This is a genomic window from Synechococcus sp. N19 (genome assembly GCF_900474045.1).
In the GTDB taxonomy this organism is placed as follows: Bacteria; Cyanobacteriota; Cyanobacteriia; order PCC-6307; family Cyanobiaceae; genus Parasynechococcus.
The window spans coordinates 94284-109403 of record NZ_UCNR01000015.1 but is presented as its reverse complement, the minus strand read 5'-3'; the positions used below and the strand labels follow the sequence as shown (position 1 = coordinate 109403).

Genomic DNA, 15120 nt, shown 5'->3' with positions numbered 1-15120 from the left:
GCAGTGAGAAGGGAAATTGAGTCGCCGCCGATTCCCTGATTGGAATCAACGGCGTGAACTTAGCGGTGAGAGGAGATCAGCCTTCGCTGTCGCCACCACGCTGATCGTTGGAACCGTGGCGGCCCTCATTGATCGCATCGGCCAGACGGCCCAGGATCAGTTGCACAGAACGAACGGCGTCGTCGTTGCAGGGAATCGGCACCTCACAGAGGTCCGGATCACAGTTGGTGTCCAGCATGGAAACCAGGGGGATGTCGAGCTTGCGGGCTTCGAGCACCGCATTCGACTCACGACGCTGGTCCACCAGGACCACAACATCGGGAAGGCGACGCATGTTCTTGAGGCCACCCAGATACTTCTGGAGACGCTCGAGTTCGCGACGCAGCACCGCACCTTCCTTCTTGGGGCGCATGGCGATGGCGCCGCTGGACTCCATCCGCTCAAGATCCTTGAGACGGTCGATCCGCGCCTTCATGGTGGTCCAGTTGGTGAGCATGCCGCCCAACCAGCGCTGGTTCACGTAGGAGGCTCCGCAGCGGGCGGCTTCCAGCGCCACAACTTCAGAGGCTTGCTTCTTGGTGCCAACGAAAAGGAAACGCTTGCCACTACGTGCCGCAGAACGGGTCCACTTGTAGGCGTTGTTCATGCAGACGGCGGTCTGCACGAGGTCGATGATGTGAACGCCGTTGCGCGCGCAGTAGATGTAGCGCGACATCTTGGGGTTCCAACGACGGGTCTGGTGCCCAAAGTGGGCACCAGCCTCCATCATCTCGGCGAGGGTGACGACAGCCATGGTTTGAGGGTTTCGGGTTCGCCTCCACCTGCCAGGGACCAGAACAACCAGCAGGAGCTGGTCTCACGGTGCACCCGAAACGGGCAGGTGTGCGGAGTGAAAGGACCTTTAGAAGGTATCAAAACGTTGATCAGCGAAGCCCTGCCGCTCTGGCTTCACGGAACAGGGCACGCACACCGATGCAATTGAGGGGCAAACGAAGCAGCTCCATCGCCGTTCCGGGATAGCCATGCCGGATCAGCCAACGGAGCAGCGGGCGAAGGCTGGAGGGATTGATCAGCCCACCGAGGGTGAGCACTTCCCAAAGGATGCGATGGAACCAGGTGAACTGGATGATCAAGCGCACCCGCCTGGTGGGATGTTTGCGGTAAAAAACAAGCCCCATACGGGCCCGTTCACCCTCCACTTCCACAAGTCGGGGAATCTGGTCGAGACTCAGGGCGGGGTGCCAGTGATAACCGACAGCGTCCGGGCACTTCACCAACTCAACCCCCATCCGCCGCAGACGCTCACCCAGTTCCAGGTCCTCCCAGCCGTAGAGGCGGAAACCGGTGTCAAACAGGCCTGAGCGCTCCAGCACCTCCCGATCGATGGCCACATTGCCGGTGGCGAAATAAGCCCAGGACAAGTCTCGTAATTTGTGGCGCTCCGAGCAGGGTGCTTCGAAGTTGGAGGTGTTGATGACAGCGCCATAGGTGAAACAGAGCCGATCACCGCGCCGTTGCCAGCACTGCTGCAACGCCCGTGCATGGGTGGCCAGAAAGGTTTCTGTGACCACCAGATCGCTGTCGATGAAGACGATCACATCGCCACGGGCGTGATCCACACCACGGTTCCGGCCCTCGGCAGGACCACCGTGCTCCTGCTCGATCAGACGCACATGGGGAAAACGCTGAGACTGCTCGATCAGCCATGACGGCGTTCCATCAGTGGAACCGTCGTCAACCACAACAACCTCGTAGTCCTGAAGAGCTCCAGCAAGCTGCTGGTCTTCCAGTGCCGAGAGGCATTTCTCGAGGATCGGACGTCGGTTGTAGGTCGGAATAACGACGCTGACGAACATCGCGACAGCCGATGCAAATGGCCACCCACCCTACGAACAACAAAAAAGGGGCCCGCAGGCCCCCTTTTTTATGGATGGTCTGATCCGTTGATCAGTCGGCGGCACCACCGTTGTTGGCGGTTCCGGTCACACCGTTACCAGCGCCTTCACCACGGCCATCGTTCCGCATCTTGCGCTTCTTGAACTTGCGGGCGTAGGCGCGGTTCCGCTCCTGCTTTTCTTTCTTCAGGTTTCTGCGCTTGGCCATGCGGAACTGCGGGCTCTGATGTCAACTTTCATCGTACTAAACAGCATTCTTTAATCGCCCGTCCTCCATCTGAAGCAGGCGATCGGCCACATCAACGATGCGCGGGTCATGGGTCACCATCAGCACCGCGCAGGATTGTTCACGGGCGAGTCGGCGAAGCAGCTCCACCACCTCCCGGCCCGTACGGCTGTCCAGGGCAGCGGTGGGTTCGTCAGCCAGGAGAAGGCGGGGGTTTGCGGCAAGGGCACGGGCAATGGCGACCCGCTGCTTCTGTCCACCGGACAAGTCATGGGGGACTTTGGCCATGTGGTCCTCCAGGCCAACGGCACGGAGCCACTGACGAGCCTCATCCCGGCGCGCCCTGTAACTGAGATCAGGCAGAAGATCGGCTCCCATCTGCACGTTCTGTTCAGCCGTGAGGCAGCGCAGAAGGTTGTGCCCCTGAAAAATCATTCCGATGCGCCGGCGCACCTGCTGGCGGCGCCGACGGCCTGCACCATGCAGGGACTCACCAAGCACCGACACCTCACCCTGCTGAACCGTCCGCAAGGCGCCGATCAAGGTGAGCAGTGTCGTCTTGCCACAGCCCGAAGGACCGGTCAGCAACACCACTTCGCCCGGCTCGATGCTGAAGCTGATGTTCTGAAGAACCGCGCGGCGCATCTCCCCTTGGCCGAAAGCGTGGGAGAGGTTGTCGACAACAACAGCTGCCATCAGAAGATCTCCGCAGGGTCTGCATCGATGAGACGACGCATGGCCAGGAACGACGACAACATGCACATCACCAGGATCATCACCAGAACGGTCAACGCCCGGGACAGATCCATGCCGACGGGCAGCTTGGTGGCGTCACGAACGAACCAGTACAGCCCCTGACCGGCCATGTAGGCGGGGACGTACCCCATCGCCGCCAGATAGAAGCCCTCACGAACCACCACTCCCAACAGATGGCTGAGGCGATAGCCCATGGCCATCAAAGTGGCGTACTCCGGCAGGTGATCACTCACATCGGTGTACAGCACCTGATACACGATCACGCAGCCCACCACGAAGCCCATGGCGGCGCCGAGCGTGAAGATGAAACCGATGGAGGTGCTGCTCTTCCAATAGTTCTGCTCGAAATCGATGAAGCCCTGCTTGGTCAGCACCGAAACATCCTTGGGCAGTCGCTGTCTCAATCGGGACACCACCTGCTCAGGATCCGCGCCGGGCTTCAACCGCACCAGACCCACTTCGATCGCCCCAGGCGGCTTCTGAGGCATCAGATCTAGGAACGTCTCCGTGCTCGTGAGCAGGTTGCCGTCGGCACCGAAGCTGGTGCCCAGGCTCACCAGACCCGCCACCCGGACGCGGTTGCCAGCGATCTCGGTTTCCACCACACGGCCATCGCGATACCAATCGGCAATCGGTCCGAATTCAGGACGTGACAGCTGATCGAAGAGGATCCGCCCCTTCTGCTTGAGAGCGTCAGTTTTCTCAGCCAGGGAGGGATCGACAAAAAAGGGGTCGTCGGGATTGAAACCCAAGGCCAGGATCGACCGGTTGCGCCGCGTTTCCGGGTTCCGCCACAGCATCAGCCCCCAATGCACCGGGGTCACTCCATCGACGTCTGGATCAGCCAGGGTCTGAACCAACCGCCGCCTTGGAAAGGCCTCCATGCTCACGGAGCTGGCAGAGCGGGGACTGATCAGAACAACATCAGCATCGAACAGCCGGTGCGCTGTGACGCTGGCGTCAAAGAGGCCATCACGGAATCCAAGCTGCATGAACATCAGAATTCCCGCGAAACTGATGCCAGCAAGCGCCACCAGCAAGCGAACGGGCTGGCGCGTCAGCAACAGCCAGGAGAGGGGAATCCGACGCCCCCGCCAGAACCGGTTCATGGATCGAAGCGGGCGATCACCTTCAAACCCGCCAGACGACTGACCTTGGCGGCATCTTCAGGGTTCAGCACCACATCAACCATCACAACGCGGGCGTCTGCATCGCCGGTGGGATCGGTGGAGAGAACAGACCGTTGTTCCACCTGCGGGCTGATGCGCAGGACGCGCCCGACGAGTTCACCTCGGAAACCACCGTTCTCGCTGATGAGGCGCACGGACTGGTCGAGGCGGATCAGGGAGATGTCTGATTCGTAGACCTCGATGCTGGCCTGCATCGCCTGATTGGCCCCCACATCCATCACCCCCTCTGCACCAGGGCGCTCGCCTGCACGGGCATGCAGCTTGAGCACAACACCATCAAGGGGCGAGATCAGCTGACTGAGCACGAGGTCGGCCTGAAGCCCTTTGCGCTCCGCCAGGACCTGATCCCGCTGTCCCTGAAGACGAACCAGCTCTTCACGCTTGTTGTCCACCAGAGTCAATTCGGCCGCACCCCAATCGGCGGCTCTGCTGAAGCGCTCTACCTCAAGGGCCTGAAGCTGTATCTCCTGATCGAGGCTGCGCAGCTGCGCATCGACGCGCTCCAGATCAGCGAGCAGTCCATCCCGGTGATCGAAGGACGCCAACACCTGGCCGGTCTTGATCAGATCACCCTCATTCACATTGAGGGCTGCCACCCGGGGTGTCCCCGCCATCCCCGCATTGGGAGCCGCCAGATTGCGGATGTCCCCGGCGGGCTCCAGCTGCCCCAGGGCCGCGACCGCTTCGGGACGAACCGTGGTTGCAGGCGTCGGTTCAACCGGCTTGGGTTCGGGCGTCGGCCGCAGCAACCAGCCGCCGATGACCGCAATGACCAAACTTCCAGCCAGAACAGACCAGCGCTTGGGGGTCATCAGAGTTCCGGAGGGTTGTCGAACAGAAGCATGTCGATGTAGCGATCGGCCCAGGCTGAATCGAAGGCCTTCTCGAGCACGCGGCGGGTCTTGTCGTTGCGTTTCTGCTGAAGGCAATAGTTCAACTGACCCTCGTACCGGCGGACTGTAGTGAGAGCCGTGGACGGTTCGGGAGTCGCCTCGATCACGCTGGTGGCCATCACCTGCAGGTAATGGCTCACCACTTCCTGAAAGGCTGCTTCCTCGTCAGCACCATCGGGGCGGATGAAGCACACCTTGTTCGAGAAGATGGCAGATCCCCAGGCCGGCAGCTCCCGAACCTGACGGAACGCCGGCCATGGCCTGGCCTCAAGCCGCTGGATCAGCTGCTCCGGCAAGGCATCGGAGGTGGGGGACAGATCGACGATCGCGGCGGAGATGCCTGCAGGGCCGGCCACGATGTCGGCCCCGAAGATCGGCAGGTCGTAGTGGGGATCGGGGAACCAGACGCTGTGGAGGATCTGCAGGCCGTTGCCGAGTCGCGCAACCTCCAGATGAAGTTTGCGAAGGCCGATGCAGCGAAAAAGCTCGTTGCCGATCGATAGGCCCTCGCCATCGAGTTGCCCCTGGATGAAGCGCAAATCCTCATCGCAGGGGAGGATCTCCAATCCGGGCAATCCCGCCCAGGCACTACGGATCGACGCCGCCAAGGCCTGCACGAGGGGATGCTGTCCTGGCGGTGGCGCCAGCGGCTTGGGCTGCATCGAAGGGGCAGGCACAGAATGGAACTTTGCCACGCAGTTCTGAACCTTCCGTTCTCCGGTCCCCCACTGGACCATTGGACCCTCCCCAACGGAGTGCGCTGCGTGACGGCGGACATGCCGGATGCACCCCTGACCTGTCTCGATCTCTGGTGCCGTGCCGGCAGTGCCAGTGAGCAGCCAGGGGAAGAGGGCATGGCCCATTTCCTGGAGCACATGGTGTTCAAGGGAAGTGAGCGGCTGGCCGCAGGGGCATTCGATGAAGCCATCGAAGCTCTGGGGGGCAGCAGCAATGCCGCCACAGGCTTTGATGACGTTCACTTCCACGTGCTGACACCCCCGGATCGAGCCCGCGAAGCGTTGGATCTGTTGTTGGAACTGGTGTTGCAGCCAAGCCTCGAGCCTGACGGGTTCAACACGGAACGGGGGGTGGTGCTTGAAGAGATCGCTCAATACGCCGATCAACCCAACGAGCAGGTGCTGCAACTGCTGTTGAGCAAGGGCTGTGACCAGCACCCCTACGGCCGCCCCATCCTGGGTACCCCCCGCAGCCTGGAGGCCATGACGCCCGGGGCCATGCGGGCGTTTCATCAGCGGCAGTACCGCGGTTCCAACTGCTGCCTGGCGATGGCCGGGCCTTCGTCAGCGGAGCTGCGCAGTGCCCTGGGGTCCTCGGCTCTAGCGGACCTCCTGGATGCGCCTGAGCCCTCATCACCGTCATCGCCCCTGAGCGTGCGTCCTGGACGCGAAAGCGTTGTGGTGGACCGGCTCGAATCCGCCCGACTGCTGATGCTCTGGGAAGCTCCACGGGCCCAGGATCAAACAGGCGTGATGGCAGCTGATCTCGCCACAACCCTGCTGGGGGAAGGTCGACGCAGTCGTCTCGTGAACAGCTTGAGGGAGGAACTGCAGATCGTTGAAAGCGTGTCGATGGACCTCTCGGTTCTGGAGCAGGGAAGCCTGATCACGCTGGAGGTGATCTGTCCGGACGAGCATCTGGAGGCCGTGGAAAACGAGGTGAACCGGCAGCTGCGCGCCATGGCGGACGAGCTCGTCAGCGATCAGGAGCTGAAACGGGGCCAGCAGCTGGTGAGCAACGGACTGCGCTATGCCTTGGAATCGACGGGCCAGGTGTCTGGGCTCAGCGCCAGCCAGACCCTCTGGGACCGGCAGCAGGATCTGCTCCATCCTCTTGCTTTCCTGCCGCCATGGACGGCCGAGCGGCTTCGCTCAGACCTGTTTCCAAGGCTTCAACCCGAACAGGCGTTTGTGCTGACCGCCCAGGCCAAGACGAAAAACGGATGAGCAACCCCGAACTGCTGATCGAACCGGTCTCAAGCCCGGGGATTCTGGCCGCGAAACTGCTGCTTCCTTTCGGCAGCGCCGACGACCCTGCAGGAACACGGGGTGCCCATGACCTGCTGGCATCTCTGCTCAGCCGCGGTTGTGGACGACACAACCACGTTGACCTGGCGGACCTGGTTGAGGGATGCGGAGCAGGTTTGCGATGCGATGCCCAGGAAGATGCGCTCGTGCTGAGCCTGCGCTGCACGGTGGAAGACGCGCAGCAGCTTCTGCCCCTGCTGGCCCAGATGGTTCGTTCCCCTCGGCTTGAGCCTGGCCAGGTGGCCCTTGAACGTTCGCTCACGATTCAGGCCTTGCAACGGCAGCGGGAGGACCCCTTCCATTGCGCCACGACCGGATGGCGGCAGCTGACCTATGGCAACGGGGGCTATGGCCACGACCCGATGGGCATCGCTGAAGAGCTGGATGACCTGGATCGGGAGGCACTTCTTCCCCTGGCCGAGCGGCTACCGAGGGCATCGAGCGTTCTCGCCCTGGCGGGCAGCGTCCCACCGCAAATCATCGACACGATTGGCTCCCTTGAGGACTTTCGCGACTGGCCAGAAGGGAGCTGCAACGATCGCTCAGGCCGCCGTCCCCACGCCGAAGCGGTGGGATCCGAAACGATCCAGCTCGAAGCAATGGACACCGAACAAGTGGTTCTGATGCTTGGGCAGGCGACGCTGGGGCATGGACACCCGGATGAACTGGCGTTGCGACTGTTGCAGTGCCATCTGGGGGTGGGGATGTCGAGCCTGCTGTTCCAGCGCCTGCGGGAAGACCATGGCGTGGCCTACGACGTGGCCGCGCACTTCCCTGCCCTGGCAGGACCGGCGCCCTTTGTGCTGATGGCCTCGAGCGTGGAGGAGCGCTCAGAGCTCGCGCTGGACTTGCTGCTGAACATCTGGGACGAGCTGAGTGAGCAACCCCTCAGTGAGGCCGCACTCGAGCTCGCACGGGCCAAGTACATCGGTCAGCTCGCCCAGGGCCTGCAGACCTGCTCCCAACGGGCAGAGCGACGGGTTCAGCTGAAGGCCCAAGGGCTCCCCGACGATCATGACCAGCGCTGTGTGCGGGCTCTTGCGGAACTGACACCGACGGATGTGCTCCATGCCGCCCAACGTTGGCTGAGGGAACCACGACTCAGCCTGTGCGGAACCTCCGCTGCACTGAAGCAGCTCGAAAGGCGCTGGGATCGGCGGGACGCTGCTTAGTCCACCTCAGCGGCATCCACAGGATCCAGCCGATCGAGGGGGATCAGAAACGTGCCCCGGCGAAAACGCACAGCAACGGTGTCCATCGGATGAAGTGCAACCACCTCGCCCACTTCACCGGCGGCCACCAGATCCGGCGGTCGCAGCATCGGCATCGGATCCGCCGACTTGAGGTACGGAAGCTGCTGCGACAGGCGCAGCTGATCACCAATCGATACCGACATCTGAACTGGGCAGGATCTGCATTGTCGAGCAGGATGGGCCGAGTTGAGTGAGTGATGTGAGGGCTCTCGCCTCCTGGTGTGGTGCCCTGGCGGGTCTGCTAGCCATCCTCATCGGTGGTCTTGTGCCGGCCGCGTTGTTCCTGCCTGCTCCCGAGCCGATCCTTCTCCCTCTGCCGGTGACGTGGCAGGTGCCAGCGCTGCTTCTCTGCGCCATGGTCAGTGGCCCGCGTGCCGGCGTGATGGCCGCTGTTGGCTATCTGACCCTGGGATTGTTCAGTCTGCCGGTGTTCCATGGCGGTGGAGGGCTGAACTACGTGCTTGAACCGGGTTTCGGCTACCTCGCGGGCTTCGTGCCCGCAGCCTGGCTCACCGGTCGACTGGCGCAGCAGGACGGCATGGATGACCTGCCCAGACAGTCGCTCTGTGCCCTGGCAGGGCTGCTCGTTCTCCAGATCTGCGGGGTGCTGAATCTCGCCCTCGGGGCACTGCTGGGGCGATGGAGCCTTGATTTTCCCGAGCTGCTGATGCAGTTTTCAATCGGTCCGCTACCGGCTCAGATGCTGCTCTGCATCGGTGCAGGATTCCTTTCAATTGTGCTGCGTCGGTTGCTGATCATCGAGCCATGACGAGACCACTTCCACGTCGCTCAACCCTGCTGATTGCCCTTGTGATCGTGGTGGTGGATCAGCTGAGCAAGGCGGCGGCCTCGAGCGCTTTGCGAGAGGGTCAATCCCTACCCCTGCTGCCACATCTGCTCTCGCTGCAATTGGTGCACAACACCGGCGCGGCCTTCAGTGTTTTGCAGGGCTCCACTGCCCTGCTTGGGCTGCTCAGCTTGGGGGTGGGCATCGGGCTGATCCTCTGGATCTGGCATGAACGGGTGCTGCCGTTCTGGCAGGCCCTCGCCGCAGCAGCGCTTCTAGGCGGAACCGTGGGCAATGGGGTCGACCGTTGGCGTCTGGGCCACGTGGTTGATTTTCTGGCCCTCGAACCGATCGATTTCCCGATCTTCAACGGGGCGGATATCGCCATCAATCTCGCCGTGCTCTGCTTTGCCATCGACCTCTGGACCCGCCGGGGGGACAGCAGCCTCCGTGACAACAGCCTCCGTGACAACAGCCGTGGCTGAACCAAACTTGCCCTGAGGCTGGTGTGATGCAGGCATGAAACGCCAAACCCGGTTGCTGATCGGTCTCGCCGTTGCCTTTGTGGCACTCGTGCTGATCGGCGCTGCCGTTCAGACCATCCGCAGCCTGCTGTGGGATCTGAGTTACTTCCTACCTCCTTGGTTGCTCACGCCGGTGCTGCTGCTGGGGTTCGCGCTGGTGGCCACCCTGGCGGTGCAGGTGGGTTGGCCGATGTGGAAACGCCTGAAATCACGCCCAACCCAACACCCACGCCAAGCCACCCCGGCTCCACAGAACCGGCGGGATGCCGCGACCACCAGCCTCGGCCATGTGGATCGTCTGATCGAACGCATTCAGGACGACATCAGTCGCCGCAGCCTTCAGAACGAACGCGACCGGGTCGCCGAGGAACTGAAGCGAGGCGATCTGGTGGTTGTGGTGTTCGGCACTGGATCCAGTGGCAAGACATCGCTGATCCGTGCCCTGCTCAATGAAATGGTCGGCGATGTGGGAGCGCCCATGGGCGTGACCAAAACCAGCCGCGCCTACCGGCTGCGTTTGAAAGGCCTGGAGCGTGGTCTTCAGCTCGTGGACACCCCAGGAATCCTGGAAGCCGGAGACGAAGGACTCAGCCGGGAGGAAACAGCCCGTCGTCGGGCGGTTCGTGCCGATCTGTTGATCGTGGTGGTGGATGGGGACCTCAGAGCCTCGGAATACGCCGTCGTGACCTCGCTCGCCGGGCTCGGCAAGCGGCTGCTCCTGGTGCTGAACAAGCGGGATTTACGCGGAGTTGACGAGGAGAAAAGGCTCCTACAGGTGCTTCGCTCCCGTTGCCAGGGACAGCTCAACGCTGCTGATGTGGTGGCCTGCAGCGCCTCTCCTCAATCGATTCCTCAACCCGGCCGTCGCCCGCTGCAGCCGCTGCCTGACGTCAGCGATCTGCTGCAGCGCCTCGCCGTTGTGCTGCACGCCGAGGGGGAGGAATTGATTGCCGACAACATCCTTCTGCAGTGCCGATCCCTCGACAGCCGCGGGCGTGACCTGTTGAACGACCAGCGGTCTCGGGAAGCCAAACGCTGCATTGACCGCTACAGCTGGATGGGAGCGGGGATTGTCGCTGCCAATCCGCTGCCCGGGATGGATCTGTTGAGCACCGCAGCGGTGAATGCCCAGATGATCCTGGAGATGGCCAAGATCTATGGGGTCGAGATGTCCCGTGATCGTGCCAAGGATCTGGCCCTGTCCCTTGGACAGACCCTGGGCAAGTTGGGCATCGTCAAAGGTGCCATGAGCTTGCTGGGCACCAGCCTGAGCCTGAGCTTGCCCACTCTGGTGCTGGGGCAGGTGCTCCAGGGGGTGGTGACCGCATGGCTCACCCGAATCGCCGGAAGCAGTTTCATGCGCTACTTCGAACAGGACCAGGACTGGGGTGACGGTGGCATGCAGACCGTGGTTCAACAGGCCTTTGAGCTCAACCGGCGGGAACTCTCACTGCAGCGCTTTCTGGCCAGTGCCATGCGGCAAGTGGTTGAACCGCTTCAGCAGTCGGCGGCAGGACGTCTTCCGCCCCGGCCAGGGCCTCAGCAGGAGGGGGAAGCATCGGCCCCCGGGCATCCAGAACGGTGATCAGAAGCAGATAGAGCACACCAATCGCCACGGAGATCGCCCCGGTGACGATGGCAACCCAGCGTGAACCCTGCTGCTGTTCCGGCATCGAAGCGTCTCAAACGATGGCGATTGTGAACGATCAGGCTGGAGCCAGCGATTCATTCAGTCGTCCCGACATGTCGCTGAGGTGCTGAGCCGTGGTGTGGGGGTTTCCAAAAACCGCCTTGAGGCAGAAACGGTCGCCGTAGAACGGTCGCGACAGCATGTAGCCGTGAGACAGCAGCATTTGCCGGGTGTCTTCACTCCAACGGCCGGCTGCAGCAGCATCTCCATCTTTGGGATGAAAGGCCAGCAGGTGCAGGTCGCCCGCCAGCAACGTGAACTTCTCCGGGTCCAATTGGGCTGCGAAGGCGGTTCGCCGTTGCAAAGCTCCGCTGAGCGTTGCTTCGATGCCCGCCTCGCCCAACTGGCGTAGGCCCAGCCAAAGCTTGAGGATCTCCGCAGGTCGGGTGCCCTGCAAGCCGATCTCCCCGCCGTGATCCACCCCCTTGGGCGCCTCCATGTAGGGCAATCCTGTTGAAAAGGCCTGACGCAGATGGGTTCGATCCCGAAGCAACAGCAGGGATGACGCCTTGGTGATGCCCAACAATTTCTGGGGATTCAGCGTGATCGAATCGGCAGATTCCATGCCATCCATCAGAGAGGCATGGCGGGCCGTGAGGGCGAACACACCGCCGATGGCCGCATCAACGTGCAACCAGACTCCGGCATCGCGGCAGAGGGTTGCCAGATCCGAGAGAGGATCAATAGCTCCACGCACCGTGGTGCCGGCCGTGGCCACCACCGCCAGACAAGGCCGCCCCTCCGCTTGCAGAGCTCTCAAACGCTTGGCCAAAGCCTCGAGGCAAAGGCCACCATCCGCGGCCACTGGAAGCGCCTGAAGGGCATCATCCGCCAGCCCCATCACCTTTGCCGCCTTGTTGATCGAGACATGAGCGTCTTGGCTGCACAGCAGCACAGGATCCCGATGGCTGGCCTTCAACGCCGCCCGTGCGGCCACCAGGGCCATGAGATTGCTCAGGGTCCCGCCGCTGGCCAATACCCCTCCGGAACCGGCGGGCAAGCCAATCCTGTGGCAGAACCAGCGGCAGAGGTCATGTTCCAGGCCGGTCAGACCAGGCGAAAGCTCCTCGGCCAGGAGGTTGTTGTTGAGACCTGCACAGACCAATTCCGCCGCAATCGACGCAGTAAGCGGGGGCGGATCGAGATGGGCGAGAGCACCGGGATGGGACGGCTGATACGCCCCATCCATCACCTGCTGAAGATCACTGAGCAGCGATTCAACGCTGGCCCCATCAAGCCCTGGTGCCACGTCAGGCAAGGGCCGCATGACGGGGACCGGGCTTGATCGATCAGCGGAGCCGATCCAACGGCAGAGCAGATCCGAACTGCGATGCAGGAAGTTCCTCAGCACAGGGTCTTCGGCCGAGGGGATGGCGAACGGAGCAAGCCGATCCGGTGGGTGCTGAGACTCGGAACAGGCTTGCAACGGAGACCCGTGAACTGCACCGATCTTCGCGTCTCGTGGGATGGTGCTCAAAGGACAACGTGGAACAGCAGTGGATCAGCGGGATGAGTTCACTCGCTGGATGGATGTTCTGCTCCAGCGCGCGGAGGAGGCTGGAGCGGAAGGAGAAGTTCCGGTGGCCGCAGTGATCCTGGATGGACAGGGCCGAGCCATCGGCCATGGGCGGAACCGGCGCCAGAACGACAGGGATCCCCTCGGGCATGCCGAACTGGTGGCCTTGCAACAGGCAGCGATCGTTCAGAACGACTGGAGATTCAACAGCTGCACCCTGATCGTGACCCTCGAACCCTGCCCCATGTGTGCGGGGGCCTTGGTTCAGGCCCGCATGGGAACCGTGATTTTTGCGGCGTCAGATCTCAAGCGCGGTGGCCTGGGGGGAAGCCTTGACCTCTCCACCCATGCCAGTGCCCATCACCACATGAACGTGATTCAGGGCGTGCGCGAACCCGAGGCGAGGGAGCAGCTGGAACGCTGGTTCAGGCGGCGGCGGCGACGGAACCGCTGAAGCGAGGCAGCTCTGTCTCAAACAGGTTGAGCAGACGGTTCACGTTTTCAGGGGTGGAGTTGTACCCCATCAGGCCGATGCGCCAGATTTTGCCGGCCAGGCTGCCGAGTCCACCACCAACTTCAATACCGTGGTTGTTGAGCAGGTGCTGACTGAAGGCCTTGCCATCCACACCTTCAGGGATGCGAACTGTGGTGAGGGTGGGCAGTCGGCGCTCGGCCGGCACATGCATCGAAAGGCCGAGACTTTCCAGCCCGTTCCAAAGCATCTCCGCATTGCTGCGATGGCGTGCCCAGGCCTGGTCGAGACCTTCTTCAGCCAGGAGACGCAGGGCCTCACGCATGCCGAAATTCATGTTGACCGGCGCGGTGTGGTGGTAGACGCGGTCGCTGCCCCAGTACTGGTTCAGCAAGGAGACGTCCAGATACCAGTTGGGCACCTTGCCCTGACGGGCTGTCATCTTGGCCTCGGCACGGGGGCCCATGGTGAAGGGTCCGAGACCGGGAGGGCAGCTCAGGCCCTTCTGGCTGCAGCTGTAGGCAAGATCGACTTTCCACTCATCGATGTAGAGCGGAACGCCCCCCAGAGAGGTGACGGTGTCGAGCAGCAGGAGGCAATCATGCTTCCGGCAGAGGTCGCCGATGCCCTCCATGGGTTGGCAGACACCTGTTGAGGTTTCGGCATGGACCATCGCCAGGATGGCGGGCCTGTGCTCAATCAGGGCAGCTTCCAGCTCATCGAGGGAAAACCACTCACCCCAGGGTTTTTCAATGGTTTTCACCTCAGCGCGATAGCGGCCGGCCATGTCAGCCAGTCGCAGGCCGAAGTATCCCTTCACCGCCACCAAAACGGTGTCTCCAGGCTCGACGGTGTTGGCGATGGTTGCCTCCATGGCAGCACTGCCGGTGCCGCTCATCGGAAGCGTGAGGCGGTTATCGGTTTGCCAGGCGTAACGCAGCAGTTCCTGCACTTCGCCCATCAGATCCACATAGAGAGGATCAAGGTGACCAATCGGGGTTCGCGACAGAGCCTTCAGAACTGTTGGATGGGCGTTGGAGGGGCCTGGTCCAAGCAGGAGGCGGTCGGGTGTGCCGATCGGTGCAAAGGCTTTGCGGTGACGATCGTCAACAGAGAGGAGTGAGTTCGTCGTCGCCAAAGCCCTGTTCATTGGTTCGAGTGATGAGCCTACGCAGTCACGCCCCTTGGAAGGGGTGGGGGAGGCTTGATTGCAATCTGTTCAGATCTTGCGTTGAGCGTGCTGGATCAGCGCTGGCGGACATTGGTTTCACCCAGGCCCTTGGCCAGGTGATCGAACGGCTGAAGAACGGTGGCGAGCTGATCGGATGCAGCACCGTTAGCCAGAAGCATCTCGGAAACAACCTCTCCCAGCAGAACGATGCTGCGGACCGTTGGGCCCGTGGGAACGCCGAGACTCTTGTAGGTGTCGTCGAGTCCGTTCAGCACACGCTCATTGAGGATCGTGTAGTCACCTGCCACGAGGGCGTAGCTGGCGTAACGCAGGAAATAGTCCATGTCCCGCAGGCAGGCGGCGAGCCGACGGGTGGTGTAGGCGTTGCCGCCAGGCAGCAACAGGTCGGGTTCATCCCGGAACAGGCGCTGGCTGGCCTCACGCACAATCTCGGCCGAGGATCCGTTGATCAGCTCTACGGCCTGAATCCGCAGCGCAGATTCATCCAGATACACATTGATGCTGTCGATCGCCGGGCGGTCGAAATAGCGACCCAGCTGGTCGTAACGACCGATCAGACCGCTGATTGCATCGCGCATGTCCCTGAATCTCCAGAGGATTCCCAGCGGAAGCTAACACCGTTGAGGCGGGCAGATCCTTTGGCATGCCTGCATTTCAGCCAAGTTGACAGAAACGGTTACG

General features: G+C 62.2%; 17 protein-coding genes. 6 read left to right on the top strand and 11 right to left on the bottom strand.

Features of this window, described 5'->3' with window-relative positions; genetic code table 11:
- Window positions 1–76 precede the first annotated feature (76 nt).
- The 7 genes from rpsB to DXY02_RS09230 all read right to left on the bottom strand — a co-directional run bounded on the left by rpsB (window position 77) and on the right by DXY02_RS09230 (window position 5622).
- A complete protein-coding gene (gene rpsB / locus DXY02_RS09260; RefSeq protein WP_006850376.1) occupies window positions 77–793 on the bottom strand; it encodes a 30S ribosomal protein S2 in 717 nt (238 codons plus the stop codon).
- 130 nt (window positions 794–923) lie between these two features.
- Entirely contained in the window at window positions 924–1856 is a 933-nt protein-coding gene (locus DXY02_RS09255; RefSeq protein WP_114989064.1) for a glycosyltransferase family 2 protein, read from the bottom strand.
- A 91-nt stretch (window positions 1857–1947) separates the two neighbouring features.
- Entirely contained in the window at window positions 1948–2103 is a 156-nt protein-coding gene (locus DXY02_RS09250) for a hypothetical protein (protein WP_006850288.1), read from the bottom strand.
- A gap of 36 nt (window positions 2104–2139) precedes the next feature.
- A complete protein-coding gene (locus tag DXY02_RS09245) occupies window positions 2140–2817 on the bottom strand; it encodes a DevA family ABC transporter ATP-binding protein (RefSeq protein ID WP_114989063.1) in 678 nt (225 codons plus the stop codon).
- Window positions 2817–3986, bottom strand: a complete 1170-nt coding sequence (gene devC / locus DXY02_RS09240) for an ABC transporter permease DevC (RefSeq protein WP_114989062.1) — start codon at window positions 3984–3986, stop codon at window positions 2817–2819. The genes DXY02_RS09245 and devC overlap by 1 nt, the downstream gene beginning before the upstream one ends.
- Window positions 3983–4879 carry an HlyD family efflux transporter periplasmic adaptor subunit gene (locus tag DXY02_RS09235; RefSeq protein ID WP_114989061.1) on the bottom strand — a complete coding sequence of 299 codons (897 nt, stop codon included), beginning with the start codon at window positions 4877–4879 and terminating at the stop codon, window positions 3983–3985. The genes devC and DXY02_RS09235 overlap by 4 nt, the downstream gene beginning before the upstream one ends.
- Window positions 4879–5622: a phycocyanobilin:ferredoxin oxidoreductase gene (locus DXY02_RS09230; protein WP_114989200.1), complete on the bottom strand. Its 744-nt coding sequence runs from the start codon at window positions 5620–5622 to the stop codon at window positions 4879–4881. The genes DXY02_RS09235 and DXY02_RS09230 overlap by 1 nt, the downstream gene beginning before the upstream one ends.
- 18 nt (window positions 5623–5640) lie before the next feature.
- Here DXY02_RS09230 and DXY02_RS09225 point away from each other — a divergent pair, with 18 nt between their 5' ends.
- Both DXY02_RS09225 and DXY02_RS09220 read left to right on the top strand, forming a co-directional pair.
- The gene (locus tag DXY02_RS09225) at window positions 5641–6924 is read left to right on the top strand and encodes a pitrilysin family protein (protein WP_114989060.1); all 1284 of its coding nucleotides are present in this window, start codon (window positions 5641–5643) and stop codon (window positions 6922–6924) included.
- Window positions 6921–8177: a pitrilysin family protein gene (locus tag DXY02_RS09220; protein ID WP_114989059.1), complete on the top strand. Its 1257-nt coding sequence runs from the start codon at window positions 6921–6923 to the stop codon at window positions 8175–8177. The genes DXY02_RS09225 and DXY02_RS09220 overlap by 4 nt, the downstream gene beginning before the upstream one ends.
- Here DXY02_RS09220 and DXY02_RS09215 read toward each other — a convergent pair.
- Entirely contained in the window at window positions 8174–8401 is a 228-nt protein-coding gene (locus DXY02_RS09215) for a DUF3148 domain-containing protein (RefSeq protein WP_006849608.1), read from the bottom strand. The two genes, DXY02_RS09220 and DXY02_RS09215, sit on opposite strands and share 4 nt — an antisense overlap.
- Window positions 8402–8457: 56 nt before the next feature.
- Here DXY02_RS09215 and DXY02_RS09210 point away from each other — a divergent pair, with 56 nt between their 5' ends.
- From DXY02_RS09210 to DXY02_RS09200, 3 genes are read left to right on the top strand one after another with little or no spacing between them, the layout of a single operon-like run.
- Entirely contained in the window at window positions 8458–9027 is a 570-nt protein-coding gene (locus tag DXY02_RS09210; protein ID WP_114989199.1) for a biotin transporter BioY, read from the top strand.
- Window positions 9024–9530: a signal peptidase II gene (lspA, locus tag DXY02_RS09205; RefSeq protein ID WP_114989058.1), complete on the top strand. Its 507-nt coding sequence runs from the start codon at window positions 9024–9026 to the stop codon at window positions 9528–9530. Before DXY02_RS09210 ends, lspA begins: the two co-directional genes overlap by 4 nt.
- Window positions 9531–9564: 34 nt before the next feature.
- Window positions 9565–11154, top strand: a complete 1590-nt coding sequence (locus DXY02_RS09200; protein WP_114989057.1) for a YcjF family protein — start codon at window positions 9565–9567, stop codon at window positions 11152–11154.
- 121 nt (window positions 11155–11275) lie between these two features.
- Here DXY02_RS09200 and DXY02_RS09195 read toward each other — a convergent pair whose 3' ends face one another.
- Window positions 11276–12685, bottom strand: coding sequence for an aminotransferase class V-fold PLP-dependent enzyme (locus tag DXY02_RS09195; protein ID WP_114989056.1), 1410 nt, complete (start codon window positions 12683–12685; stop codon window positions 11276–11278).
- 40 nt (window positions 12686–12725) lie between these two features.
- Here DXY02_RS09195 and DXY02_RS09190 point away from each other — a divergent pair, with 40 nt between their 5' ends.
- Complete coding sequence (locus tag DXY02_RS09190) at window positions 12726–13229, top strand: nucleoside deaminase (protein ID WP_114989055.1); 504 nt, start codon at window positions 12726–12728, stop codon at window positions 13227–13229.
- On the opposite strand, the gene DXY02_RS09185 is transcribed toward DXY02_RS09190, so the two are convergent.
- Both DXY02_RS09185 and DXY02_RS09180 read right to left on the bottom strand, forming a co-directional pair.
- Window positions 13201–14397 carry an alanine--glyoxylate aminotransferase family protein gene (locus DXY02_RS09185; RefSeq protein ID WP_114989054.1) on the bottom strand — a complete coding sequence of 399 codons (1197 nt, stop codon included), beginning with the start codon at window positions 14395–14397 and terminating at the stop codon, window positions 13201–13203. The genes DXY02_RS09190 and DXY02_RS09185 overlap by 29 nt on opposite strands.
- Window positions 14398–14492: 95 nt before the next feature.
- Window positions 14493–15017, bottom strand: coding sequence for an allophycocyanin subunit beta (locus DXY02_RS09180; protein ID WP_114989053.1), 525 nt, complete (start codon window positions 15015–15017; stop codon window positions 14493–14495).
- Window positions 15018–15120 lie beyond the last annotated feature (103 nt).

What these genes read in the sequence shown, in the direction of transcription:
- rpsB (WP_006850376.1), bottom strand. Translation starts at nt 793, where the DNA reads ATGGCTGTCGTCACCCTCGCCGAGATGATGGAGGCTGGTGCCCACTTT.
- DXY02_RS09255 (WP_114989064.1), bottom strand. Translation starts at nt 1,856, where the DNA reads ATGTTCGTCAGCGTCGTTATTCCGACCTACAACCGACGTCCGATCCTC.
- DXY02_RS09250 (WP_006850288.1), bottom strand. Translation starts at nt 2,103, where the DNA reads ATGGCCAAGCGCAGAAACCTGAAGAAAGAAAAGCAGGAGCGGAACCGC.
- DXY02_RS09245 (WP_114989063.1), bottom strand. Translation starts at nt 2,817, where the DNA reads ATGGCAGCTGTTGTTGTCGACAACCTCTCCCACGCTTTCGGCCAAGGG.
- devC (WP_114989062.1), bottom strand. Translation starts at nt 3,986, where the DNA reads ATGAACCGGTTCTGGCGGGGGCGTCGGATTCCCCTCTCCTGGCTGTTG.
- DXY02_RS09235 (WP_114989061.1), bottom strand. Translation starts at nt 4,879, where the DNA reads ATGACCCCCAAGCGCTGGTCTGTTCTGGCTGGAAGTTTGGTCATTGCG.
- DXY02_RS09230 (WP_114989200.1), bottom strand. Translation starts at nt 5,622, where the DNA reads ATGCAGCCCAAGCCGCTGGCGCCACCGCCAGGACAGCATCCCCTCGTG.
- DXY02_RS09225 (WP_114989060.1), top strand. Translation starts at nt 5,641, where the DNA reads ATGGAACTTTGCCACGCAGTTCTGAACCTTCCGTTCTCCGGTCCCCCA.
- DXY02_RS09220 (WP_114989059.1), top strand. Translation starts at nt 6,921, where the DNA reads ATGAGCAACCCCGAACTGCTGATCGAACCGGTCTCAAGCCCGGGGATT.
- DXY02_RS09215 (WP_006849608.1), bottom strand. Translation starts at nt 8,401, where the DNA reads ATGTCGGTATCGATTGGTGATCAGCTGCGCCTGTCGCAGCAGCTTCCG.
- lspA (WP_114989058.1), top strand. Translation starts at nt 9,024, where the DNA reads ATGACGAGACCACTTCCACGTCGCTCAACCCTGCTGATTGCCCTTGTG.
- DXY02_RS09200 (WP_114989057.1), top strand. Translation starts at nt 9,565, where the DNA reads ATGAAACGCCAAACCCGGTTGCTGATCGGTCTCGCCGTTGCCTTTGTG.
- DXY02_RS09190 (WP_114989055.1), top strand. Translation starts at nt 12,726, where the DNA reads ATGGTGCTCAAAGGACAACGTGGAACAGCAGTGGATCAGCGGGATGAG.
- DXY02_RS09185 (WP_114989054.1), bottom strand. Translation starts at nt 14,397, where the DNA reads ATGAACAGGGCTTTGGCGACGACGAACTCACTCCTCTCTGTTGACGAT.
- DXY02_RS09180 (WP_114989053.1), bottom strand. Translation starts at nt 15,017, where the DNA reads ATGCGCGATGCAATCAGCGGTCTGATCGGTCGTTACGACCAGCTGGGT.